This is a genomic window from Stenotrophomonas sp. 3diitr2024 (assembly GCF_042136455.1).
GTDB classification, from domain to species: Bacteria; Pseudomonadota; Gammaproteobacteria; order Xanthomonadales; family Xanthomonadaceae; genus Stenotrophomonas; species Stenotrophomonas sepilia.
On sequence record NZ_JBHHMJ010000253.1, the window covers coordinates 1 to 24,903 of the forward strand.

At 67.0% G+C, this 24,903-nt stretch carries 20 protein-coding genes and 1 pseudogene; 15 read left to right on the top strand and 6 right to left on the bottom strand.

Annotated elements, in window-relative coordinates:
• Positions 1-1,164, bottom strand: a 1,164-nt coding sequence (aroB, locus tag ABGA94_RS05765; protein ID WP_375366638.1) for a 3-dehydroquinate synthase, incomplete at its 3' end; no start/stop codon positions are given.
• Entirely contained in the window at positions 1,161-1,703 is a 543-nt protein-coding gene (locus tag ABGA94_RS05770) for a shikimate kinase (protein ID WP_053498926.1), read from the bottom strand. The genes ABGA94_RS05770 and aroB, both read right to left, overlap by 4 nt.
• A gap of 98 nt (positions 1,704-1,801) precedes the next feature.
• Between ABGA94_RS05770 and ABGA94_RS05775 the strand changes: the two genes are divergently transcribed.
• Entirely contained in the window at positions 1,802-2,005 is a 204-nt protein-coding gene (locus tag ABGA94_RS05775; protein WP_005410663.1) for a dodecin family protein, read from the top strand.
• 6 nt (positions 2,006-2,011) lie between these two features.
• Here ABGA94_RS05775 and ABGA94_RS05780 read toward each other — a convergent pair whose 3' ends face one another.
• On the bottom strand, positions 2,012-2,839 hold the full coding sequence (locus ABGA94_RS05780) for a kinase (RefSeq protein WP_032954407.1): 828 nt from the start codon (positions 2,837-2,839) through the stop codon (positions 2,012-2,014).
• Between the two features lie 40 nt (positions 2,840-2,879).
• Between ABGA94_RS05780 and pdxH the strand changes: the two genes are divergently transcribed.
• From pdxH to ABGA94_RS05800, 4 genes and pseudogenes are all read left to right on the top strand, one after another.
• Positions 2,880-3,479 (top strand): pyridoxamine 5'-phosphate oxidase, encoded by a 600-nt coding sequence (pdxH, locus tag ABGA94_RS05785; protein WP_005418371.1) that lies wholly within the window; start codon positions 2,880-2,882, stop codon positions 3,477-3,479.
• A gap of 9 nt (positions 3,480-3,488) precedes the next feature.
• Positions 3,489-3,848, top strand: a complete 360-nt coding sequence (locus tag ABGA94_RS05790) for a hypothetical protein (RefSeq protein ID WP_375366641.1) — start codon at positions 3,489-3,491, stop codon at positions 3,846-3,848.
• A gap of 158 nt (positions 3,849-4,006) precedes the next feature.
• Positions 4,007-4,467 (top strand): annotated as a pseudogene (locus ABGA94_RS05795) (DoxX family protein).
• A 32-nt stretch (positions 4,468-4,499) separates the two neighbouring features.
• Complete coding sequence (locus ABGA94_RS05800) at positions 4,500-4,937, top strand: SMI1/KNR4 family protein (protein ID WP_238562418.1); 438 nt, start codon at positions 4,500-4,502, stop codon at positions 4,935-4,937.
• Between the two features lie 26 nt (positions 4,938-4,963).
• On the opposite strand, the gene prpR is transcribed toward ABGA94_RS05800, so the two are convergent.
• Complete coding sequence (prpR, locus tag ABGA94_RS05805) at positions 4,964-6,547, bottom strand: propionate catabolism operon regulatory protein PrpR (protein ID WP_375366643.1); 1,584 nt, start codon at positions 6,545-6,547, stop codon at positions 4,964-4,966.
• Between the two features lie 154 nt (positions 6,548-6,701).
• Between prpR and prpB the strand changes: the two genes are divergently transcribed.
• The 9 genes from prpB (at position 6,702) to pbpC (ending at position 22,471) form a co-directional block, all read left to right on the top strand.
• Positions 6,702-7,595 carry a methylisocitrate lyase gene (gene prpB / locus ABGA94_RS05810; protein WP_005418360.1) on the top strand — a complete coding sequence of 298 codons (894 nt, stop codon included), beginning with the start codon at positions 6,702-6,704 and terminating at the stop codon, positions 7,593-7,595.
• Positions 7,596-7,630: 35 nt separating this feature from the next.
• Positions 7,631-8,788: a 2-methylcitrate synthase gene (gene prpC / locus ABGA94_RS05815; RefSeq protein WP_005418357.1), complete on the top strand. Its 1,158-nt coding sequence runs from the start codon at positions 7,631-7,633 to the stop codon at positions 8,786-8,788.
• A 97-nt stretch (positions 8,789-8,885) separates the two neighbouring features.
• Entirely contained in the window at positions 8,886-11,504 is a 2,619-nt protein-coding gene (gene acnD / locus ABGA94_RS05820) for a Fe/S-dependent 2-methylisocitrate dehydratase AcnD (RefSeq protein ID WP_375366645.1), read from the top strand.
• A 100-nt stretch (positions 11,505-11,604) separates the two neighbouring features.
• Positions 11,605-11,847 (top strand): type II toxin-antitoxin system ParD family antitoxin, encoded by a 243-nt coding sequence (locus ABGA94_RS05825; protein WP_139727505.1) that lies wholly within the window; start codon positions 11,605-11,607, stop codon positions 11,845-11,847.
• Positions 11,844-12,206: a type II toxin-antitoxin system RelE/ParE family toxin gene (locus ABGA94_RS05830; RefSeq protein ID WP_069139389.1), complete on the top strand. Its 363-nt coding sequence runs from the start codon at positions 11,844-11,846 to the stop codon at positions 12,204-12,206. Before ABGA94_RS05825 ends, ABGA94_RS05830 begins: the two co-directional genes overlap by 4 nt.
• 3 nt (positions 12,207-12,209) lie before the next feature.
• Positions 12,210-13,388 carry a 2-methylaconitate cis-trans isomerase PrpF gene (gene prpF / locus ABGA94_RS05835; RefSeq protein WP_005418353.1) on the top strand — a complete coding sequence of 393 codons (1,179 nt, stop codon included), beginning with the start codon at positions 12,210-12,212 and terminating at the stop codon, positions 13,386-13,388.
• A gap of 124 nt (positions 13,389-13,512) precedes the next feature.
• Positions 13,513-14,973, top strand: a complete 1,461-nt coding sequence (locus ABGA94_RS05840; RefSeq protein ID WP_375366649.1) for a bifunctional 2-methylcitrate dehydratase/aconitate hydratase — start codon at positions 13,513-13,515, stop codon at positions 14,971-14,973.
• A gap of 159 nt (positions 14,974-15,132) precedes the next feature.
• Entirely contained in the window at positions 15,133-20,040 is a 4,908-nt protein-coding gene (locus tag ABGA94_RS05845; RefSeq protein WP_375366651.1) for an alpha-2-macroglobulin, read from the top strand.
• A gap of 49 nt (positions 20,041-20,089) precedes the next feature.
• The gene (gene pbpC, locus ABGA94_RS05850; RefSeq protein ID WP_375366652.1) at positions 20,090-22,471 is read left to right on the top strand and encodes a penicillin-binding protein 1C; all 2,382 of its coding nucleotides are present in this window, start codon (positions 20,090-20,092) and stop codon (positions 22,469-22,471) included.
• Positions 22,472-22,586: 115 nt separating this feature from the next.
• On the opposite strand, the gene ABGA94_RS05855 is transcribed toward pbpC, so the two are convergent.
• Entirely contained in the window at positions 22,587-23,162 is a 576-nt protein-coding gene (locus tag ABGA94_RS05855; RefSeq protein WP_005418343.1) for a bacterioferritin, read from the bottom strand.
• 29 nt (positions 23,163-23,191) lie between these two features.
• Positions 23,192-23,674: a peroxiredoxin gene (locus tag ABGA94_RS05860; protein ID WP_005418341.1), complete on the bottom strand. Its 483-nt coding sequence runs from the start codon at positions 23,672-23,674 to the stop codon at positions 23,192-23,194.
• A gap of 261 nt (positions 23,675-23,935) precedes the next feature.
• On the opposite strand from ABGA94_RS05860, the gene ABGA94_RS05865 reads away from it, so the two are divergent.
• The gene (locus ABGA94_RS05865) at positions 23,936-24,823 is read left to right on the top strand and encodes a DnaJ C-terminal domain-containing protein (RefSeq protein ID WP_005418339.1); all 888 of its coding nucleotides are present in this window, start codon (positions 23,936-23,938) and stop codon (positions 24,821-24,823) included.
• The last annotated feature ends 80 nt before the right edge of the window (positions 24,824-24,903 follow it).

Sequence of the window (24,903 nt, forward strand, 5' to 3'; positions counted from 1 at the left end):
GTGGCGGCGGTGTCCGGCCTGCTGTACGTGGGCGTGACCCAGTCGGCGTTCGTCAACGCCATCATCGTGGCGATCAAGGTCACCGTCATCTGCCTGTTCATCGGCATCGGCGCGGCCCATGCCGCGCCACAGCACCAGGCGCAGGCGGCCGGCCACGTTCTTCTTGTCCAGGCGCATGCGGCCGAGCAGGGCCTGCGGGTCCAGCCCGGCCGGGATCGCCACCGGCAGGCCGAGGCGTTCCAACAGTGCCTGCAGGCGAGCGCGGTCGGCATCGTCGGCCAGGCCGAGGTCGGTGGACAGCTTCGCCGCCAGCACCATGCCCACCGCCACCGCCTCGCCATGGTTCAGCGCATCGCGGCCTGGAGCCGAGTAGCCCTGCTCGGTTTCGATGGCATGGCCGAAGGTATGCCCGAGGTTGAGCAGGGCACGTTCGCCCTTCTCGAACGGATCGCGCTCGACGATGGCGGCCTTGTGCCGGCAGCTGCGCGCGATGGCTTCGGAAAGCACGTGGTCTTCACCGGCGACCAGCGCATCGGCATGCTGCTGCAGCCATTCGAAGAACACCGCGTCGCCCAGCGCACCGTACTTCACCACTTCGGCCAGGCCTGCACGCAGTTCGCGCGGCGGCAGGGTGGCCAGCACGCGGGTATCTGCGATGACCGCACGCGGCGGATGGAAGGCGCCGACCAGGTTCTTGCCGGCCGGGATGTCGACGGCGGTCTTGCCGCCCACCGACGAATCGACCATCGCCAGCAGGGTGGTCGGCAGCTGCACGCAGTCCACGCCGCGCATCCAGCAGGCCGCGGCAAATCCGGCAAGGTCACCGACCACGCCGCCGCCGAGGGCGAACACGCAGGCGTCGCGGGTGGCGCCGAGCGCCGCAAGCGCTTCGATCGCGCGGCCGAATTCGGCCAGCGTCTTGGAGGCCTCACCGGCGGCCAGCACGTGCTCGCCGATGATCAGGTCGGGGCGCGCGGCCAGCAGGGTCTGCTTCACCGGCGCCAGATAGCGCGGGGCGACTTCGCTGTCGCTGAGCAGCAGCACGTGGCGGCCGCGAACGTGCGCGGCCAGTGCAGCGCCATCGGCCTGGGCACCGGCGCCGATGGTGATGGTGTAGGGGCGGTCGCCGCCAACGGCGACCTGCAGCAGGGCGGGGGAAGTCATGCAGTCAGGTCCTGGCGCTGCCATTGCGTGGCCAGCTTGACCACCAGCTGGGCAGTCGCATCGGCAGCGGTGTACGGGTCGGTATCGAGGGTGAGGTCGGCCAGTTCGCGGTATAGCGGGTCGCGGTGTGCGGCCAGGTCGTGCAGCACCTGCTCGCGGTCCGGGCGTTGCAGCAGCGGCCGGCCCTTGTCGCGGGCCAGGCGTTCCAGCTGCGCGGTCACGCTGACCCGCAGGTAGACCACGAAGCCGCGGCGGGCGATCAGTGCACGGTTGCCGGGGTCCAGCACCGCGCCGCCGCCGGTGGAGACCAGCTGGCTGCGGCCTTCCAGCACACGGGCCAGGGCCTCGCGTTCATGGTTGCGGAAACCGGCTTCGCCGGCGTGCTCGAAGATGGTCGGGATGCTGGCACCGGCGGCATCGACGATGGCCTGGTCGACATCGACGAAGTCCAGCGTGAAGCGCTCGGCCAAGCGGCGGCCGATGCAGGTTTTGCCGGCGCCCATCGGGCCGATCAGGATCAGGTTCGGAGCAGGATTCATGCCCTCTGATGCTAACACCTCCGTGCCCTGGCCTTTACGTTCTTCACGTCAGGGTAGGCGTTCCAGCGGGGTCTCCCGCGCCAGCCGGAGTACAGGCCATGACGGTCGCCAAGGTCATCGAAATCACCGCCTCCTCGCCGAAGAGCGTGGAGGACGCCGTGCGCAGCGGGCTGAAGAAGGTCTCCGAGACGGTCAAGGGCATCCAGGGCGCCTGGGTGAACGAGACCAAGGTGGTCACCAATGGCAGCGGCGAGATCACCGAATGGCGGGTCAACCTGCGGGTGACCTTCCTGGTGGAATAGGCGTGCTCAGCGCACGTCCTGCACCTGTCGCTGGCCGTCCAGGACCACCATGTGATCGGCAAGCGCCGGCAGCGCCCGCAGTGCCTGCCGGCTGACCCGCTCGTAGTACTGCACGAAGCGTTCCAGCTGTGGCCGGCTCATGCCGTGCCGGCCTGGCTGAAAGGCCTGCAGGTTCTGCTCCTGCTGCCAGCGCCAGCGCGGTACCACCGAGAAATCCGGCGGCTGCAGGAACCATAGCCGGTCGTAGCGCTGCCACAGCGCCGGGTAGTCGCGGGCCAGCGCCTGGTTGCACCAGCGCCGCCAGCGGCCATCGGCGTCGGCCTCGCGCTCCAGCGCGTTCAACGGGCTGTCCAGCGCGTTGTCATCCTGCGCGGGCGTGCCCAGAAACCAGCCTTCGAACACCAGCAGGTCCAGCGGTTGTTGCAGGTGCGGCCATTGCGCTTCGGGCAGGCGTTCGTCGGCCAGCTTGTCGAAACGCGGCATCGCGAAGGGCTGCCGCGCGGCCACCGCATCCAGCACTGCGTGGGCCAGCGGCAGGTCGTGGGTGCCCGGCGGGCCCCGGGTGATCAGCAGTGGATGCACCTGGCGGGCAAGCCGTTGGCGCTGCACGCGGGTCAGGTAGACGTCGTCGATCGACAGCGTGGCGGCGTTCAGGCCGCGTGCCTGGGCGCGGGCCACGACCTGCGCGGCCAGCGTCGATTTGCCGCTCCCCTGCAGGCCGCTGATCGCCAATACTGGAACCGCTGCGCCACTGCCCAGTGCGTCGTCCAGCACCTGTTCGGCCAATGTTTCGGGGAATCCTTTCACCTGGGGCATATACGCAGCAGCGGCCATGCAGCCACAATAGCCCAATCCGTGTGAGAAGAACGCAACCATGAGCGACCTGTACGCCGAAGCCCTGTCCACGTTTGCCGGCCTGTTCGACGAGGCCAAACAGAGCCGCGAGATCGAGCCGAATGCCATGACCGTGGCCACCGCCGATACGCACGGCCGTCCGTCGGCGCGCACCGTGCTGCTGAAGGCGTTCGATGAGCGTGGCTTCGTGTTCTACACCCACCTGGACAGCCACAAGGGCCGGGAGCTGCAGGCCAATCCGCAGGCTGCACTGCTGTTCCTGTGGCGCAGCCTGCGCGAGGCCGGCATCCAGGTGCGCATCGAGGGTCGCGTCGAGCAGGTGGCCGATGCCGAGGCCGACGCCTATTTCGCCAGCCGCCCGCGGATGAGCCAGATCGGCGCCTGGGCTTCGCAGCAGTCGAAGACGCTGGCCACGCGCGAGGAATTCGACGCGCGCGTGGCCGAGGTCGAAGCCCGCTTCGAAGGCAAGGACGTGCCGCGCCCGGAGGGCTGGAGTGGCCTGCGTGTGGTGCCCGACCGCATCGAGTTCTGGTACGGCGCGCAGTTCCGCCTGCACGAGCGCTGGTGCTATGAAGCCGGTGCGGAAGGGCGCTGGAGCAAGCGCCTGCTGTACCCGTAAGGCTGACTGATGCAACGCCTGCCGCTGTACCGCGTGGTGGTGTTTGTTCCATCGGTCGCGCTGGACGCAGTGAAGCGGGGCATCCTCGCGGTGGATGCGCTCGCGGCCGGCGACTACGAGCATGGCATGTGGTGGTCGGCGCCGGGATTCGAGCAGTTCCGCCCACGCATGGGGGCGTCGCCCGTGCAGGGTGAAGCGGGTCGCACCGAAGTGGTCGACAGCGTGCGCCTGGAATTCTGCCTGCCGCGCGATCCGCAGCGGCTGCAGCGCATCTTCGAGCAGGGCATCGTGCCGCATCATCCGTGGCAGGTACCGGTGGTGCAGGTGGAGGACATCGAGCTGCTGCTCGCTGACGGGCGGCGGTTGTAGAGCCGTGCCGTGCTCGGGTGCTGCTCCGACGCATGAGGCAGTCGAGCAGGGCTCGACTCCACAAGAGCAGGCTGTCGCAAATGGACCGGCTTGCTTCATCTGCGAGCAGGCCCTTAACCGGCACACTCCGACGGATGTTCTCGACTTCCGGAGTTGCCATGCCCTCCTGGCGTTGCCTGTTTGCGGTGCCGCCGCCGCGTCACGGCGTGGAAGCGTTCCTGCTGTTGATCGCCCGAATCGTGGCCGGGGTGATGTTCTGCGTGTCCGGCTGGAACAAGGTGTTCACCGATGCGGGCCGCGAACGCATGGTGCATACGCTGGTCGATGCGAGGATCCCGTTCCCGGTGTTCAGTGCGCCGGTGCTCGGCGTGATCGAATGGATTGCGGGTGGACTGCTGGCACTGGGCCTTTTGAGCCGCCCTCGGCCCTGTTGCTGGCGGGGATCTGCGCGGTGGCGGCACTTACCGATGGCATCGCGCGCATTCCTGCGGGACTGAACGTGCCGGATTGGTTGAGCTGGTTCTTCTACCTGAGCGAAGTGCCGCTGGGTGTGTTGCTGTTGTGGATTGCCACAGTTGGGAGTGGACGGTTCGCGATAGAAGTGCGCTGGGCGCGTTGAACATTGAGTGATGCGGAGGCAGTTGAATGCGGATGAATGATCTGATCCGGCGCGTGGTTCGCGCGTACCCGGATCGTCGGAATCCTGATTGCGCTTCGGCGGCCGACGTCATGCGTCGCTTGGGCGTTGCTCCTCACTGCGATATGTGGATTTTCTACATGGCGGTCAATGGCGCGCTGCCTGCTGTGAGCGGTAGGCTTGAGTTGTTGCGTATCGTTGGTCCTGGAATTCCGAAGATTCCAGACCAGGCTGAGTACGTTTGGGATCGTTACGAGCTCCCAGCGGATTTTCTTCCGTTGTCATCTGACGAAGGTGAGGGGATGTATTTGTACGATGTGCGAAAGGAAGATGTGCATGACTATTGCCTGGCTCGGCATGATCAGTTTCTTTCGGGTGAAACTCCTGCCCGTTGGAAGAATTTCGTAGATTTCATCGTTTGGTACATCAACGATGATGATCGGGCGGCTTAGATGAAGCAGTCGAGCAAGCTCGACTTCTACAACCCTTCAGCGCGCAACCAGCGCCACAGCGTGGTGCGGGATACCCCCAGCGCCTGCGCCATGCCCTCACGATCATGCCGGTGTTCCCGCAGCAGTGCTTCCAGCTGCGCACGCGGTGGCCGCTTGCCGTTGCTTTCCACCGGCAACGCCGCGACACCTTCATGCACCAGCTCGGGTGCCAGCTGCAGCAGGCGCGCTGCATCGATCAACCCTTCCCCAGGCTGCCAGTGGATGCGTAGTCGATCCACCAGATTGCGCAGTTCGCGCACGTTTCCCGGCCACTCGGCCGCGCTCAGCAGCGCCAGTGCCTCCTCATCCAATGGCGCGTCGATGCCACGCAGCTGGCGGAAGAAGTGCTGTGCCAGCAGCGGGATGTCACTGCGCCGCGCACGCAGCGGGGGCAGGGCGATGCGTAGCGCGGCCAGCCGGTAATACAGGTCGCGACGGAAGCCGCCGGTCGCCGCGTGCTGTTCCAGCGACTTCAGGGTGGCGGCCACCACGCGCAGGTCGACTGCGGTCGGTTCGGTAGCGCCGACACGCAGCACCTCGCGTTCTTCCAGCACGCGCAGCAGGCGGGTCTGCAACGGCAGCGGCAGTTCGCCGATCTCATCCAGGAACAACGTACCGCCATCGGCGGCCTCGACCAGGCCCACGCGACCACCGCGCCGTGCACCAGTGAAGGCACCATCGCTGTAGCCAAACAGTTCGGCTTCCAGCAGTGATTCGCTGATGGCGCCGCAATTCAGCGCCACGAAGCGCCCGCGACGGCCGCTGGCGGCGTGCAGTTGACGCGCTACCAGTTCCTTGCCGGTGCCGGTTTCGCCGGTGACCAGCACCGTGCTGTCATGCGGTGCATAGAGCGCGATCTGTGCGCGCACCTGGGCCATCGCTTGGCTGTCGCCGAGCAGTTCATGCGTGTCGGCACGCGCTGCCGGGCGCCGGCGCGGGGCGGCTCGGTTGCCGCTGGAGCGGGCCAGCGCCTGGGTCAGCTCCAGCGCATGTTCAAACGCCTGCCGCACCGAGTCGGCCGAATAGAGCAGTACCCCCGGCAGGCCGGCCTGCTCGGCATGGTCGATGGCCATGCCGGTGCCGACGATGACCTCGATGCCGTTGGCGCGCAGGTCGGCGATGCAGTCGCGCGCATCCTCGCGGGTGACGAAGCGGCGGTGCTCGATATCCAGGCCGAAACTCTGCTGGAAGTTGCTGAACGCCGGTACGTCGCTGGCGTGGGTGACCAGGCCGATGCGGCTGGCGATGCGGCGGGCACGGGCCAACGCTTCCATCAGGTCGAAGCCATTGGCCTGGATCGGCACCAGTGGCAGCCCCAGCCGACCGCGCAGCCAGGCCGCGTTGGAGCCGCCGGCGATGACCACGTCGCAATGCTCGCGGCGCAGGCGTTGACCGATCACATCCACCGCTTCCTCGAAACCTAGGTTGATCTGCTCGATGCGCGCGCGTCGATCGAATTCGGGAATGACATCGCCGAGCAGGCCGGTCAGGCGCGAGACGCTGACCGTCCAGATCACCGGGCGACCGGGGTCGGTGTCGGCGTGGCGCAGGGGTGAGCGGGGCAGGTACATGGCGGCTGGAGGTCGACGTGATGTTTCATGATACATCCGTTTCAATGTTTCATATGTTTCACTATTGCGTGGTGGTCATCCCCGTGAAATCAACGGCTTGCAGCTTGGCATGGTGCTTGCGCCTATCTATCCGTTCTCCAACCTGGATTGCCGCATGACCGCTTCCGCCCCTTTCTCCGCCGGTGCCCGCTTCCGTGAGGCGCTTGCTGCCGAATCGCCGCTGCAGGTGATCGGCGCCATCAACGCCAACCACGCCCTGCTGGCCAAGCGCGCCGGCTTCCGCGCCATCTATCTGTCCGGCGGCGGTGTTGCCGCGGGCTCGCTGGGCCTGCCGGACCTGGGCATCAACACCCTGGAAGACGTGCTGGTGGACGTGCGCCGCATCACCGATGTCTGCGACCTGCCGCTGATGGTGGACATCGATACCGGCTTCGGGCCGAGTGCGTTCAACATCGCGCGCACCGTGAAGTCGCTGATCAAGGCCGGCGCGGCCGCCTGCCACATCGAAGACCAGGTTGGCGCCAAGCGCTGCGGTCACCGTCCGGGCAAGGAGATCGTCTCGCAGGGTGAAATGGTCGACCGCGTGAAGGCTGCCGCCGATGCCAAGACCGATCCGGACTTCTTCCTGATCGCGCGTACCGACGCCATCCAGGTGGACGGCGTGGACAAGGCCATCGAGCGCGCCATTGCCTGTGTCGAGGCCGGTGCCGACGGTATCTTCGCCGAGGCGGCCTACGACCTGGACACCTACCGTCGCTTCGTCGACGCGGTGAAGGTGCCGGTGCTGGCCAACATCACCGAATTCGGTGCCACCCCGCTGTTCAGCCGCGATGAACTGGCTTCGGCCGGTGTTGCGATCCAGCTGTTCCCGCTGTCGGCGTTCCGCGCGGCCAACAAGGCGGCCGAGAACGTCTACCAGGCGGTGCGCCGCGATGGCCACCAGCGCAACGTGGTGGAAACCATGCAGACCCGCGAAGAACTCTACGACCGCATCGGCTACCACGCCTTCGAGCAGCAGCTCGATGCGCTGTTCGCCGCCAAGAAATAAGCAGTACCCTGCACCATCAAGTTTCGGAGGGAAACATGAACGATACGACCGCAACCCCGACCTTCAAGCCGAAGAAGTCCGTCGCCCTGTCCGGCACCGCCGCCGGCAACACCGCGCTGTGCAGCGTGGGCCGCAGTGGCAACGACCTGCATTACCGTGGCTACGACATCCTGGACCTGGCCAACACCAGCGAGTTCGAGGAAATCGCCTACCTGCTGGTGCACGGCAAGCTGCCAACCCGCGCCGAGCTGGTTTCGTACAAGGCCAAGCTGAAGTCGCTGCGTGGCATCCCGGCCGCGGTGAAGGCCGCACTGGAAGAACTGCCGCCGTCGGCACACCCGATGGACGTGATGCGCACCGGTGTGTCCGTGCTCGGCTGCGTGGCGCCGGAGAAGGATGACCACAATCATCCGGGCGCGCGCGACATTGCCGACAAGCTGATGGCCTGCCTCGGCTCGATGCTGCTGTACTGGTACCACTGGAGCCACAACGGCCGTGCCATCGACGTGGAAACCGACGATGACTCGATCGGTGGCCACTTCCTGCACCTGCTGCACGGCGAGAAGCCGCAGGACTCGTGGGTGAAGGCGATGCACACCTCGCTGATCCTGTACGCAGAACACGAGTTCAACGCCTCGACCTTCACCTGTCGTGTCATCGCCGGTACCGGCAGCGACATGTACAGCGCGATCTGCGGTGGCATCGGCGCACTGCGTGGCCCGAAGCACGGCGGCGCCAATGAAGTGGCGTTCGAAGTGCAGAAGCGCTACGACAATCCGGATGAGGCCGAGGAAGACATCAAGGCCCGCGTCGAGCGCAAGGAAGTGGTGATCGGCTTCGGCCATCCGGTCTATACCGTCTCCGATCCGCGCAACAAGGTGATCAAGGACGTGGCCCGCGAGCTGTCCGAAGAACAGTCGAGCATGAAGATGTACGACATCGCCGAGCGCCTGGAATCGGTGATGTGGGACATCAAGAAGATGTTCCCGAACCTGGACTGGTTCAGCGCCGTCAGCTACCACATGATGGGCGTGCCGACCGCGATGTTCACCCCGCTGTTCGTGATCGCGCGCACCGCCGGCTGGAGCGCGCACATCATCGAGCAGCGCATCGACGGCAAGATCATCCGCCCGAGCGCCAACTACATCGGTCCGGAAGACCGCGACTTCGTCGCCATCGACAAGCGCGTCTGATCCACCTGCTGTCCCCATCCGGCCGGCCGCGTGCCGGCCGGATGCTTTCGCCGCCGCACCGCCGGCACCCGGCCCGCCCCAAGCATTCCGCCAGCCCATGAATACCGATTACCGCAAGAACCTCCCCGGCAGCGTGCTGGACTATTTCGACGCGCGCGCCGCCGTCGATGCAATCCAGCCCGGCGCCTATGCCACCCTGCCGTACACCTCGCGCGTGCTGGCCGAGAACCTGGTACGCCGCTGCGATCCGGCCACGCTCGCCGATTCGCTGAAGCAGCTGATCGAGCGCCGCCGTGACCTGGATTTCCCGTGGTTCCCGGCGCGCGTTGTGTGCCACGACATCCTCGGCCAGACCGCACTGGTCGACCTGGCTGGCCTGCGTGATGCGATCGCCGACAAGGGCGGCGACCCGGCCAAGGTGAATCCGGTGGTGCCGGTGCAGCTGATCGTCGATCACTCGCTGGCGGTGGAGTGTGGTGGTTTCGATCCGCAGGCGTTCGAGAAGAACCGCGCGATCGAGGATCGCCGCAACGAAGACCGCTTCCACTTCATCGACTGGACCAAGCTGGCGTTCGAGAACGTGGACGTGATTCCGCCGGGCAACGGCATCATGCACCAGATCAACCTGGAGAAGATGTCGCCGGTGATCTACGTGCAGGACGGCGTAGCCTTCCCCGACACCTGCGTGGGCACCGACAGCCACACCCCGCACGTGGATGCGCTGGGCGTGATCGCCATTGGTGTGGGCGGCCTGGAAGCCGAGAACGTGATGCTCGGTCGTGCCTCGTGGATGCGACTGCCGGATATCATCGGCGTCGAGCTGACCGGCAGGCCGCAGCCGGGCATCACCGCCACCGACGTGGTGCTGGCGCTGACCGAATTCCTGCGCAAGGAGCGCGTGGTCGGCGCGTACCTTGAATTCTTCGGCGAGGGAGCGGCGGCACTGACCATCGGTGACCGCGCCACCATCTCCAACATGTGCCCCGAATACGGCGCCACCGCCGCGATGTTCTACATCGACGGGCAGACCATCGATTACCTGCGCCTGACCGGGCGCGAGGAATCGCAGGTGGCGCTGGTGGAAAACTATGCGCGCACCACCGGCCTGTGGGCTGACGACCTGGCCACCGCACAGTATGAGCGCGTGCTGCGCTTCGACCTGTCCAGCGTGGTGCGCAACATGGCCGGCCCGTCCAACCCGCACAAGCGCGTGGCGACCGCCGAGCTGGCCGAGCGCGGCATCGCCGACGAGGCCAAGCTGGCAGCGGGCAAGGCCGAGCAGGCACAGGGGCTGATGCCGGATGGCGCGGTGATCATCGCCGCCATCACCAGCTGCACCAACACCTCCAACCCGCGCAACGTGATCGCTGCCGGCCTGCTGGCACGCAAGGCCAATGAGCGCGGCCTGCTGCGCAAGCCGTGGGTGAAGTCATCGTTGGCGCCCGGCTCGAAGGCGGTGCAGCTGTACCTGGAAGAGGCCGGCCTGCTGCCGGACCTGGAAAAGCTGGGCTTCGGCATCGTCGCCTTCGCCTGCACCACCTGCAACGGCATGAGCGGCGCGCTCGATCCGGCCATCCAGCAGGAGATCATCGACCGTGACCTGTACGCCACGGCTGTGCTGTCGGGCAACCGCAACTTCGATGGCCGCATCCACCCGTATGCGAAGCAGGCCTTCCTGGCGTCGCCGCCGCTGGTGATCGCCTATGCCATCGCCGGCACCGTGCGCTTTGACATCGAGAAGGACGTGCTGGGCGTGGACGCCGACGGCAACGAGGTGCGCCTGAAGGACATCTGGCCGAGCGACGCCGAGATCGACGCCGTGGTCAAGGCCTCGGTCAAGCCGGAGCAGTTCCGCCGCGTCTACAACCCGATGTTCAATGTGCGCGTGGAGCACGGCGCGACGGTCAGCCCGCTGTACGACTGGCGCCCGCAGAGCACCTATATCCGTCGCCCGCCGTACTGGGAGGGCGCACTGGCCGGTGAGCGCACGCTGTCGGGCATGCGCCCGCTGGCGGTGCTGCCGGACAACATCACCACCGACCACCTGTCGCCGTCCAACGCGATCCTGGCCTCCAGTGCCGCCGGTGAGTACCTGGCGAAGATGGGCCTGCCCGAAGAGGACTTCAATTCCTACGCGACCCACCGCGGCGACCACCTGACCGCGCAGCGCGCCACCTTCGCCAACCCGAAGCTGTTCAACGAGATGGTGCGCAACGACGACGGCAGCGTGAAGCAGGGTTCGCTGGCGCGCGTGGAGCCGGAAGGCAAGGTGATGCGCATGTGGGAAGCCATCGAGACCTACATGGAGCGCAAGCAGCCGCTGATCATCATTGCCGGTGCCGACTACGGCCAGGGCAGCTCGCGTGACTGGGCCGCCAAGGGCGTGCGCCTGGCTGGCGTGGAGGCGATCGTGGCCGAGGGCTTCGAGCGGATTCACCGTACCAACCTGATCGGCATGGGCGTGCTGCCGCTGGAGTTCAAGCCGGGTACCACCCGCCTGACCCTGGGCATCGATGGCACCGAGACCTTCGACGTGGTCGGCGAGCGCACCCCGCGCGCCGAGCTGACGCTGGTCATCCACCGCCGCGACGGCCAGGACGTGATCGTGCCGGTCACCTGCCGCCTGGACAGCGACGAGGAAGTGGCGATCTACGAGGCCGGTGGCGTGTTGCAGCGCTTCGCGCAGGACTTCCTGGAAGGCGCCAAGGTGGCGTGATACCGGCCTGAATGCCTGCCCCCGGAGGCCGGGGGCGGGCTTGTCCGACACCTGGGCAGGGCGCACACTGACTTGGCAAAAACTGCCAATGGAGAGTCTCATGGCCACCATGAACATTTCGCTGACTGATCCGCTCAAGCAGTTCGTGGACGAAGAAGTGCGCGAAGGCGGCTACTCCAGCACGTCGGACTATGTGCGCGACCTGATCCGCCAGCGCCAGCGCAGCAAGGCTGAAGAGCTGCTCAAGCAGTTGATTGCCGAGGGGCTGTCTTCTGGTCCTTCGGCGCCTCTGGCGCCGGATCACTTCGACAAGCTCCGTGAGCGTGCTCGGAACCGCAAGTGAGACCTTCGCACTGGTCTCCTGCAGCGGTTCTAGATCTCGACCAGGCAGCAGCCTGGTATGCAGATCAGGGCGGAGAAGTGCTGGAAGTTGGCTTCATCGATGCGGTGGAGTCCGTCGTCAAGCTGATCGAGGCTCACCCGGGTGCTGGTTCCACATTGCATGCGGATCTGTTGCCCTCGCTGCCAGCGCCGTTGCGTTTTCATCCGGTTCGTCGCTTCGACGGCTACCTGGTCTACTACGTGGAGCTACCTGCGCACGTTTCCATCGTGCGCATCTGGAATGCTTCGCGGGGTATGGAAGCACTGCTCGAAGACGAGGAGCTCAACCCCGATATTGGTTCGTCGCACCCAGGATACTGATCCATGACTTTCCTCCCTCAACTCCGTATTCCCGCCACCTACATGCGCGGTGGCACCAGCAAGGGCGTGTTCTTCCGCCTGCAGGACCTGCCCGACGCCGCGCAGGTGCCGGGCGCCGCACGCGATGCGCTGCTGATGCGCGTGATCGGCTCGCCCGATCCGTATGGCAAGCAGACCGACGGCATGGGCGGCGCCACCTCCAGCACCAGTAAATGCGTGATCATTTCCACCGCCTCGGTGCCGGACCACGATGTGGACTACCTGTACGGCCAGGTCTCGATCGACACCGCCTTCGTCGACTGGAGCGGCAACTGCGGCAACCTCAGCACTGCGGTGGGTCCGTTCGCGATCGCCAACGGCCTGATCGATCCGTCCCGCGTGCCACGCGACGGCCTGTGCACCGTGCGCATCTGGCAGGCCAACATCGGCAAGACCATCATCGCCCACGTGCCGATGCGCGATGGCGAAGTGCAGGAGACCGGTGATTTCGAGCTGGATGGCGTGACCTTCCCGGCCGCCGAGATCCAGCTGGAGTTCATCGATCCGTCCGATGACGGCGATGCGGGCGCGATGTTCCCGACCGGCAACCTGGTCGACACCCTGGACGTGCCGGGCGTGGGCAGTTTCGAGGTGACCATGATCACCGCCGGCATTCCGACCATCTTCCTCAATGCGGCCGACCTGGGCTACACCGGCACCGAACTGCAGCCTGCGATCAACGAGGACAAGGGGGCGCTGGAGCGCTTCGAGAAGATCCGCGCCTACGGCGCCTTGCGCATGGGGCTGATCAAGAACCTGGAAGATGCGGCGACCCGCCAGCACACGCCGAAGGTGGCCTTCGTGGCACCGGCGCAGGACTACGTGTCGTCCAGTGGCAAGGTCATTCCGGCCTCGGCGATCGACCTGCATGCGCGTGCGTTGTCGATGGGAAAGCTGCACCACGCGATGATGGGTACCGCTGCCGTGGCGATCGGCACCGCGGCAGCGATTCCGGGCACGCTGGTGAATCGCGCTGCTGGAGGCGGCGAACGCGAAGCGGTGACCTTCGGCCATCCCTCCGGCACGTTGCGCGTGGGTGCGCAGGCCGGTCTCGTTGACGGCCAATGGACGGTGACCAAGGCCATCATGAGCCGCAGCGCCCGCGTGCTGATGGAAGGCAAGGTGCGGGTACCGGTCGAGTGATGCGTTGGTGAACGCCAACCAAGGTTGGCGACTACCGGGCCGCAGAGACCGATTGCTTTGATAGATGCCAACCTTGGTTGGCATGGTGCACGGGCAACCGTGCACCGCAACGAGGAGATCGATAATGTCCGACAGCCACACCCCATCCAACGAGCGTGCAGCGTGGGATGCGCTGCTGGTGGGCATCGTCGACTACGTGCGCGACGCGCGCATCGACTCACCCCTGGCGTTCCAGACCGCGCACCACTGCCTGCTCGACACGCTGGGCTGCGGCCTGGAAGCGCTGTCCTTCCCGGCCTGCAGCAAACTGCTTGGTCCACTGGTGCCGGGCATCAGCGTGGTCAACGGCGCGCGCGTTCCGGGTACGCATTACGTGCTGGACCCGGTGCAGGCCGCCTTCAACATCGGCGCGATGGTGCGCTGGCTGGATTTCAACGATACCTGGCTGGCGGCCGAATGGGGGCACCCTTCGGACAACCTGGGTGGCATCCTTGCCGTCTGCGATTGGCTGGGGCGCAACGCGGAGGCTCTGCGGCGCCCACCGCCGACCGTGCGCGACGTGCTGCTGGCAATGATCAAGGCGCACGAGATCCAGGGCGTGCTGGCGCTGGAGAATTCCTTCAACCGGGTCGGGCTGGACCACGTGGTGCTGGTCAAAGTGGCCACCACCGCTGTGGTTGCGCAGCTGCTCGGCCTGGATCGCGAGCGCATGCTCAATGCGTTGTCGCTGGCCTGGGTCGATGGTCAGTCCCTGCGCACCTACCGGCACGCACCCAACACCGGCTCGCGCAAGAGCTGGGCAGCTGGCGATGCGACCAGCCGTGGCGTGCGCCTGGCGCTGATGGCGGCCAGTGGCGAGATGGGCTACCCCAGCGTGCTCAGCGCGCCGACCTGGGGCTTTGAAGCGGTGTCGATGCATGGCAAGGCACTGACGCTGGGGCGACCGCTGGGCAGCTACGTGATGGAGAACGTGCTGTTCAAGATCAGCTACCCGGCCGAGTTCCATGGCCAGACCGCAGTGGAGGCGGCCATCATGCTGCACCAGCAGTTGCGTGCGATGGGGCGGCGGGTCGAGGACATCGCGCATATCGCGATCCGGACCCAGGAAGCCTGCATCCGCATCATCGACAAGCAGGGCCCGCTGCATAACCCGGCCGACCGCGACCATTGCGTGCAGTACATGGTCGCCATCGCGCTGCTGCACGGGCGGCTGGTGGCCGAGGATTACGAGGACGACGTTGCCGCTGATCCACGCATCGATGCCCTGCGGGCGAAGATGGCCTGCCATGAGGATCCGCAACTCAGCGCCGACTACCTGGACCCGGACAAGCGCAGCATCGCCAACGGCCTGGGCGTGCGCTTCAGCGACGGTACTGAGCTGCCCGAGGTACTGGTGGAATACCCGCTCGGCCATGCCCGACGCCGGGAGGAAGGCATTCCGCTGCTGATGGACAAGTTCCGCCGGCACCTGGCCCACCGCTTCCCGACAGTCCAGCAGCAGCGCATCCTGGCGGCATCACTGGATCCGGTGGCGCTGGCGGCAATGCCGGTGACCGACTATGTGGGCCTGTACCTGCCGGGGTGAGGCCGCTCTGGTAGATGCCAACCTTGGTTGGCATGTGGGGGGCGCCAGCCAAGGTTGGCGGCTAGCGGGTCCCGGGCGGAACCGGGTTTCCGACCGCCGGGGCGCCAACGCCTTGACGCGGCCTGCCTATAATGGCCACCTCGATCAAGGAGTGACGACATGAGCGGTCCGGCACGGCGGAAGCGGTGGGGATGGGCGGCGGCGGTACTGGCGGGAGGCCTGTTGCTGGGCCTGGCCGGCTGCCGCAACGACAGCGGGCAGTTGCCCAAGGCCAGTGGCGAGGCGATCACCACCAAGGCCGAGCAGGTGAAGGAATTCACCCTGCTGCGCGCCTACCCGGACCAGAAGAATGACGGCCTGTCGCTGGCGCTGGAGTTCTCGCGCCCGCTGGTTGGCACCCAGGATTTCGACACGCTGGTGCGCTTCGAGGAGAAGGTCGGTACCGAAGACAGCAGCTGGACGCTGTCCGATGACGGCCTGACCCTGCGCTACCCGTTTGTCGAGGCCGGCAAGGAGTTCAGCCTGGTGGTGTCGCCGGACCTGCTGGCCGCTGACGGCAGCCGGCTGGGCAAGGAACTGAAGCAGAAGGTCTTCAGCGGCGAGCTGAAGCCGGTGGTCGGCTTCGCCTCGCAGGGCAGCGTGCTGCCGGCCAAGGACAGCCGTGGCCTGCCGGTGGTCTCGGTGAACGTTCCGGAAGTCGACGTCGAATTCCTGCGCGTGCGCGAGAAGGATCTTCCGACCTTCTTCAGCCAGTACCAGCGCGGCGGCCGCCGTGGCAGCTGGGAGCTGAGCAGCGACTACGAGCGCAGCCCGATCAACAAGCTGGCCGAGCCGGTCTACGTCAACCGCTTCATCCTTGGCGGCAAGCAGAACGAGCGGGTGCTGACCTACCTGCCCACCCAGGACATCAAGGAACTGCAGGAGCCGGGCCTGTACTTCGCCCTGCTCAAGCGTACCGGTGACTACGAAGGCGAGTTCGACACCGCGTTCTTCTCGGTCAGCGACATCGGCCTGCATACCCGCGCCTACAAGGACAAGCTGTTCGTGCACACCGCCGGCCTCAAGGACGGCGCGCCACTGAAGGGCATCGACCTGCGCGTGCTCGACGCCAAGGGCGAGGTGGTGCTGAAGGGCAGCACCGACGGCAATGGTAATGCGCTGCTGAACTACACCCTGGATGCCACCCACGTGCTGGTTGCCAGCAGTGGCAAGGACACCAGCTTCCTGCCGTTCAACCAGCCGGCGCTGGACCTGAGCGAATTCGCCGTGGCTGGCCGTGACAACGCCTGGTTCGATGTCTATGCCTGGTCCGGGCGCGACCTGTACCGGCCCGGCGAGACCGTGCGGCTGTCCGCGCTGCTGCGCGACAACGACGGCAAGCCGGTCAAGGCGCAACCGGTGTTCCTGCGGCTGAAACAGCCCGACGGCAAGACCTTCCGCGAGACCCGCCTGCAGCCAGGCGACCAGGGCTACATCAATTTCGAGCAGGTGATCCCTGCCGAGGCGCCGACCGGGCGCTGGCAGGTCGAGTTCCGCACCGACCCGGCCAGCAAGGAAGCGATCCAGGGCATGACCCTGCGCATCGAGGAGTTCCTGCCCGAACGCATGAAGCTGGACCTGGACAGTGCGCAGAAGACGCTGAAGCCGGGTGAGGACCTGCGCTTGCAGGCCAATGGTGCCTACCTGTATGGCGCACCGGCCGATGGCAACCGCTTCACCGCACGCATGGCGGTGGCTGCCGAACAGAAGCCGGTGGACGGCCTGCCGGGCTATTTCTTCGGTGACCCGACCCTGCAGCTGCCGCGCGAGGCCAAGGACGTGATCGATACCGCGCTGCCGGCCAATGGCCAGCTGCGTGAGGATGTGGCGTTGCCGGAAGAGGCGGCCAAGGCCAAGGCGCCGATCGCCGTGGTGCTGTCCGGCAGCCTGTATGAAACCGGCGGCCGCACAGTCACCCGCACCCTGAAGCGGGTGATGTGGCCGGCCAATGCGCTGGTCGGCGTGCGACCGCTGTTCAACCCGGACGATGGCGCCGATTCCAACGGCAACGCGCGCTTCGAGCTGATGCGCGTGGATGCCGCTGGTACGCCGCAGCCGGCCAAGGGCCTGAAGATCACCCTGGTGCGCGAGCTGCGCGACTACCACTGGACCTTCAACGACAACCGCTGGGACTACGACTTCACCCGCCGTTTCGAGAACAAGGAAACCCGCACCGTCGATGCCGGCAACAGCGCGGTCGCCTTTGATTTCCCGGTGGAGTGGGGCGAGTACCGGGTGGACGTGTTCGATCCGTCCACCGGCCTGACCAGCCGCTATCCGTTCCGTGCCGGCTGGAGCTGGGGCGATGACAACCGTGGCCTGGATGCGCGCCCGGACAAGGTCAAGCTGGGCCTGGACAAGACCGGTTACAAGGCCGGTGACACCCTGGAGGTGACGGTGACCCCGCCGCACGCCGGCAAGGGCATCCTGATGGTCGAGACCGACCGCATGCTGTATGTGCAGGACATCGAGGCCAAGCCGGGTTCGACCTTCAAGATCCCGGTCACCGCCGACTGGGAGCGCCACGACGTCTACATCACCGCGCTGGTGTTCCGTGGCGGCAGTGCGCCGAGCAAGATCACCCCGGCCCGCGCGGTGGGCGTGGTGCACGTGCCGATGGACCGCAAGGGCCGCACGGTGGCCGTCGGCCTGGTCGCGCCCAAGCAGATGCGCCCGGAGCAGGACCTGCCGGTAACCGTCAGTGCGCCGCAGCTGGCCGGCAAGACCGCGCACGTCACCGTTTCGGCGGTGGACGTGGGCATCCTCAACATCACCCGTTTCCCGGTGCCCGATGCCGGTGCACACTTCTTTGCCCAGCGTCGCCTCGGTATCGATGCCTACGACATCTACAGCCGGGTGATCGAGAGCTTCGATGGTGGCAGCGGCAAGCTGAAGTTCGGCGGCGACATGGCGCTGCAGGCATTGCCGCAGGCCAAGCGCCCGACCGCGCGCGTGCAGACCGTGGACCTGTTCTCCGGCCCGGTACAGCTCGATGCCAAGGGCAATGCCCGCATCCGGCTGAAAGTGCCGGACTTCAACGGCACCCTGCGCGTGTCGGCGCTGGTCTACAGCGATGACCAGTACGGCAAGCGTGACGTGGAAACCATTGTGCGCGCCCCGATCCTGGCCGAAGCCAGCATGCCGCGCGTGCTGGCCCCGGGCGACCGCAGCACCGTGACCCTGGACGTGCAGAACTTCACCGGCAAGCCGGGGCAGTTCAACGTGAAGGTGGAGAGCGAAGGCCCGCTGAACCTGGGTGAGGGCAGCCGCAGCGTGCAGTTGAATGCCGATGCCAAGACCACGCTGAGCTTCCCGTTGTCGGCTCGCGAGGGCCACAGCGTGGCCAAGGTGCGGGTGCGGGTGGACGGCAACGGCTTCAAGGCTGATCGCCGCTACGACCTGCCGGTGCGTGCGGCGTGGCCGCAGGTGCTGCGTTCGCAGGTGCGCACGCTCGATCCGCTGGCCGCGGTCAGCCTCGACAACAGCCTGACCGAGGGCCTGATGTCCGAGTCGGTGAATGCCCGCCTGCTGGTCAGCCCGCTGCCGCCGATCCCGTTCGCCAGTGCACTGCAGGGCGCGCTGAACTATCCATATGGCTGCGCCGAGCAGACCACCAGCAAGGGTTACGCCGCGCTGATCCTGGACCAGGCCACCTCGTCGATGCTCGGCGCCGATGGCCTGGATGCCAAGACCCGTAGAGAGCGCATGGAAGGTGCGTTAGGTCGCCTGGCGTCGATGCAGGTGGCCAACGGCAACTTCTCGATGTGGGGTGACGACGGCTACGTGAACCCGTGGCTGACGCCGTACATCACCGAGTTCCTGCTCGACGCCAAGGACGCCGGTTTTGCGGTGCCCGACAACGTGCTGCAGAAGGCGCTCAACCGGCTCAGCGAGGATCTGCTGTCCGGCGGCAATCAGTTCTATGGCCAGGAGGACCGCGAGAAGCTGAAGTTCGCCAACCAGGCCTATTCGGGCTACGTGCTGGCCCGGGTCAACCGTGCGCCGCTGGGTACCCTGCGTACGCTGTACGACAACGAGCGCAGCAAGGCGGTGGGCGGCCTGTCGCTGGTCCACCTGGGCGTGGCGTTGTCACTGCAGGGCGATGCCAAGCGTGGCCAGGCCGCGCTGGCGGCGGCCTTCGCCAAGTCCAGCAGCGAGCGCCCGTCGTACTTCGGCGACTACGGCAGCGCGATCCGCGATGACGCGCTGATGATCGCGCTGACCCACGAGAACAAGCTGGCCAGGCCGGCCTGGGACGCGCGCGCGGTCGACCTCGGTCGTGGCCTGGATGCGCGCCGCAATGCCGGCTGGATGTGGCTGAGCACGCAGGAACAGGTGGCGATTGCCCGCCTCGGCAAGGCCCTGGCCGCCAACCAGAAGGCGCTGGTGGCCGGTGAGCTGGTGATCGGTGGCAGCACCGAAGCCATTGGCGAGCGCAAGCTGTTCGGCCGCAACTTCAGCGCCAGCGAGCTGGCCAGCGGCGTGCGCTTCACCCCGCAGGGGCAGCCGCCGATGTTCGCCAGCATTGATGTGGCCGGCATCCCGCGCAGCGCACCGGCACCGGACAACAGCGTGCTGGGCGTCGAGCGCAGTTATTACGGCACCGATGGCAAGCCGTGGTCGCCGCGCCCGCTGAAGGAAGGCGAAGCGCTGATCGTGCGCGTCACCGTCACCGCCGACACCACGATGCCCGATGCACTGCTGACCGACCTGCTGCCGGCGGGCCTGGAGATCGAGAACTTCAACCTGGGCGATGCCAAGCAGTGGGCCGACGTGGTGGTCGATGGCATCACCATCAGCGACCGTGGTGAGGCCGCCGATACCAAGCACGAGGAGTTCCGCGACGACCGCTACGTGGCCGCGCTGAAGCTCTCGCGTGGCAGCAAGGCCAACGTGTTCTACCTGGTCCGCGCGGTGACGCCGGGAACCTACTCGGTGCCGCCGCCGCTGGTGGAGGACATGTACCGGCCGCAGCTGCGCGGCGTCGGCCGCAGCAACCCGACCACGATCACGGTGGTACAGCCGTGACCGCGCGGACGGGCCGCGACGGCGCGGCCCGTCCTGCTGGCAACCCGCAATGAAGAACACGATGACGAACCGGCTGGCAGCCCTGCGCCGCCGGCTGCGGCCACTGTGGCCGTGGCTGCGCTGGGGCACGGCCGCCACGCTGGCGCTGCTGCTGGTGCTGGATTTCGCCTTCCCGCCGCCGCTGCCGAAGCAGCGTGATACCAGCACCCTGGTGGTGGCTGCCGACGGCACGCCATTGCGCGCGTTTGCCGATGCCGAGGGCGTGTGGCGCTATCCGGCCTCGATCGACAGCGTCTCACCGCTGTACCTGCAGGCGTTGCTGACCTATGAAGACCGCTGGTTCTGGCGCCATCCGGGCATCAACCCGCTGGCGATCCTGCGGGCCAGCGGCCAGCTGCTGCGCGGCGGCCGCATCGTGTCCGGCGGTTCGACCCTGACCATGCAGGTCGCGCGCATTCTCGATCCGCACTCACGCACCCCGTGGGGCAAGCTGAAGCAGATGCTGCGTGCGGTGCAGCTTGAGGTGCACCTGAGCAAGCAGCAGATCCTGGCCCTGTACCTGGAGCGTGCACCCTACGGCGGCACCATCGAAGGCGTGGAAGCGGCCAGCTGGGCCTATCTGGGCAAGCCGGCGGCGCAGCTGTCGCATGCCGAGGCTGCGCTGCTGGCGGTGCTGCCACAGGCGCCCAGCCGGCTGCGCCCGGACCGCCATCCGGAAGCTGCGCAGAAGGCGCGCGACAAGGTGCTGTCACGCATGGCCGAGCTGGGCGCGTGGACACCGGAAGAAGTGGAGGATGCGCGCGTCGAGAACGTGGTGGCGCGTTCGCTGCGCCCTCCCTTGCACGCCGCGCTGCTGGCGCAGCGCCTGCACTCGGCGCATCCGGGCCAGGCACGCATCCAGAGCAGCATCGACATCGGCCTGCAGCGTACGCTGGAAGAGCGCGTGGCCAGCTATTTCTCGACGCTGCCCGAGCGTACCTCGGCGGCCCTGCTGGTGGTCGACAACCGGACCCTGCAGGCACGCGCCTATGTCGGTACATTGTCCTTCGGTGACCGCCAGCGGCTGGGTCACGTGGACATGGTGCAGGCCTGGCGTTCGCCAGGCTCCACGCTCAAGCCGTTCCTGTACGCGATGGCGCTGGACGATGGCCTGATCCATTCGGAAAGCCTGCTGGTCGATGCACCGCAGAGTTTCGGCAGCTACCGCCCCGGCAACTTCGACATGGCCTTCAATGGGCCCATCGGTGCCACCAGCGCATTGCGGCTGTCGCTCAACGTGCCGTCGGTGGATCTGCTGCAGCGGGTCGGCGCGGCGCGCTTCGCTGCCCGCCTGTCGCACGCCGGGATCCAGCTGCGCTTCCCGCCGGGCAGTTCGCCCAACCTGTCGCTGATCCTGGGCGGCACCGGCGCGCGTCTGGAAGACCTGGTCGGCGCGTTCGCCGCCTTCAACCGGAGCGGTATCGCCGGCCGCGTGCGTTACACCGACGACGAGCCGATGATCGAGCGGCGCCTGGCCTCGCCGGGCGCCAGCTGGATCGTGCGCGAGATGCTCGAATCAAACCCGCGCCCGGGATACAGCGCCGGGACGTTCGATGTCGGTGGCCGCCCGCGCGTGGCGTGGAAGACCGGCACCAGTTACGGGTACCGCGATGCATGGGCGATCGGCAGTACCCGCCACTACACGGTGGGCGTGTGGGTGGGCCGGCCGGACGGTACTCCGTTGCCGGGCCAGTACGGCGCGGTCACCGCGCTGCCGCTGATGTTCGAAGTGGTGGACAGCCTGCCGCGCCAGCGTGGTGATTCGGCGGCCGCGCCGATGCCGGCCAGTGTCAGCCAGGAAGACATCTGCTGGCCCACTGGCGAACGTGCCGAGGGACTGCCGGCCGCACTGTGCCAGCGGCGGATGCCAGCCTACCTGCTCGATGGCGCCGCACCGCCGACCTTCCCCGAACGCGAGGCGCGGCGCTGGCAGCCGGGCCGGCAGCGTTACCTGGCCGATGCCCGCAGCGGACTGCGCGTGTCTGCCGATTGCCGCTTGCCGCACGAAGAAGTCGCCCGCGAGATCGCGCGCTGGCCGGCGTTGCTGTCACCGTGGCTGCCCAAGGCCACGCGCGAGGCTTCGCAGTTGCCGGGACTGTCGCCAGACTGCCGCGACGACGGGCGCGAGGCCAGCGTCGCGCTGCATGTGGACGGGCTCAATGACGGCGCCACGCTGGCGCGCGCGCCTAATTCGGAACACGGCGTGCGCCTGCAGCTGCGCGCGCTGGGCAGCGAGCAGGCGGTGGACTGGTTGCTGGACGGCCGCTGGATCGCGCAGACCCACGGCGCGCAGTTGATGCAGCGCGAGTTCGCCGATCCCGGTGCGCATACCCTGACCGCCTTGGCCGCAGACGGCGCGTGGACGCAGGTACGGTTCACTGTCCTCCGGTAGGCGCCGGGCCATGCGCGGCGCGCGGTCCAGCGCCAACGACACCGCCGTGCTCTGGTAGGTGCCAACCTTGGTTGGCACGCGGCAAAGGCGCCCACCAGGGTGGGCATCTACCGGATCACTCCCCGATCCACCCATCCAGCAGATCGGCGAACTCGTCGGCGTGTTCCTCTTCCTGTGCCAGGATCTCTTCGAGGATGCGCTTGGTGGTGGTATCGCGGTCGCCGATGAAGTTGATCATCTCGCGGTAGCTGTCGATGGCGATGCGTTCGGCCACCAGGTTCTCGCGGACCATGTCGCGCAGGTCGCTGCCTTCCTTGTATTCGGCATGCGAGCGCGCGGTCAGCGTATCCGGGTTGAAGTCGGGCTCGCCGCCGAGCTGCACGATGCGCTCGGCCAGCTTGCCGGCATGCGCCTGTTCCTGCTGTGCATGTTCAAGGAATTCAGCTTTCACCGCGTCGGCCAGCATGCCCTTGGCCATGAAGTAGTGCCGGTAGTAGCGCAGCACGCACACGTACTCGGTGGCCAGTGCGTCGTTGAGCAGCTTGATCACCACCTTGCGGTCGGCGCTGTAGCTGTCGGTGATCGCACCATCCTCGATGTTGCGCCGGGCACGCTCGCGCAGGGCCGTGCGCTCGCTGATGCCGGGAATCTGCGCGGTGGGCTTGGGGGCTTTGGCTGGCTTGCTGGACATGGCTGGCCGTTTCCTCTTGCGGTGGGAGATCAGGTGGGCAGGTGCTCCAGCACGTAGTCGGCCGAAGACACTTCGAATTGACCGGGCTGTTCAACCCAGGCGGCGCGGACCACGCCGTCGACCACGAACAGGGCGAAACGGCGCGAGCGGATGCCCATGCCCGAGGCACTGGCGTCGAGCTCCAGGCCGAGCGCACGGGTCAGTTCGGCATTGCCGTCGGACAGCATCAGCAGGCCGTCGGGCACGTGCTGATCGGCGGCCCAGGCCTTCATCACGAACGGGTCGTTGACGGCCATGCAGTAGACATCGATGCCGCGCTGGCGGAAGGCCTCGAATTTCTCGACGTAGCCGGGCAGGTGACGGGCCGAGCACGTCGGCGTGAACGCGCCGGGCACGGCGAACAGCACCACCTTGCGCGCGTCGAACAGCGAATGCGTATCGAGCGTTTCAATGCCCTCGCGGATGCGCTTGAGGGTGACTTCCGGAATGCGGTCGCCGACATGGATGGTCATGGGGAACTCCTTGCTGGGGCAGCGTAGTGGGCCGGATGGGACAGGGACGTCAAGACATTGGAAAACCGGCGTGCAGGGCCCATCTTCAGGCTTTGCGGAGCGGGCTTCCAGCCATAGCCTGGGGCAGGGCGATGGCAACCGCATTGCGCAGGATCAGTCGGCCTCACCGGGGCCGCACGAGCGACGGCGTAGCATCGCCGGCGCGTAGAATGAACCCGGGGCGGCGCCACCGGCGCGGCCGAAGCAGATCGAGGTAGCTGGATGGAATTCAAGGATTACTACGCCACCCTGGGGGTGGAACCGAGCGCGGGCGAGGCGGAGATCAAGACCGCCTACCGCCGGCTGGCACGCAAGTACCACCCGGACGTCAGCAAGGAGGCCGGGGCCGAAGACAAGTTCAAGGCGGTCAACGAGGCCTATGAGGCGCTGCGCGACCCGGAAAAGCGTGCAGCCTACGACCAGCTGCGCGCTCAGGGCTATCGCCCGGGCGAGGAGTTCAACGTGCCGCCGAACTACGGCGGCGCCGGTGGTTTCAACTTCGAGGAAGTGTTCGGGGGTGGTGGCGCCAACGGCGGCTTCAGCGACTTCTTCGAAAGCCTGTTCGCGCGCCAGCGCGGCGGTGCCGGCCCTGGCCCGGGATTCAGCAGCCAGGGCCATGCGCCCAACCGCGACACCCGCGCCAAGCTGTCGGTACCGCTGGAAGCGGCCTACAGCGGCGACAGCCTGCGCATCACCGTCAACGGCAAGCAGCTGGACGTGCGCGTGCCCAAGGGCATCCGTCCGGGCCAGGTGATCCGCCTGGCGGGGCAGGGCAACCATGGCGGCAACCTGCTGCTGGAAGTGGAGTACGCCGCACACCCGCAGTTCGAGGTCGATGGCCGCAACATCCTCTACACCCTGCCGGTCACGCCGTGGCAGGCCGCGCTGGGCACCAGCATCAGCGTGCCGACCCTGGGCGGCGCGGTGGAACTGAAGATCCCGGCCGACTCCGATGCCGGGCGCAAGCTGCGCCTGCGCGGGCGTGGCCTGCCGGGCAATCCGGATGGCGACCAGATCGTCGAGATCGAGATCGTGGCCCCGGCCGCGACCGACGAGGCGCAGAAGAAGGCCTACCGGAACCTGGCCAAGGCGTTTGGCGAGACGATCTGAGCACGCCTTCCGGTAGTGCCGGCCGCTGGCCGGCAACATCAGACGCAACAGCAACAGCGTGCGTTCCGTGGGTTGGTTGG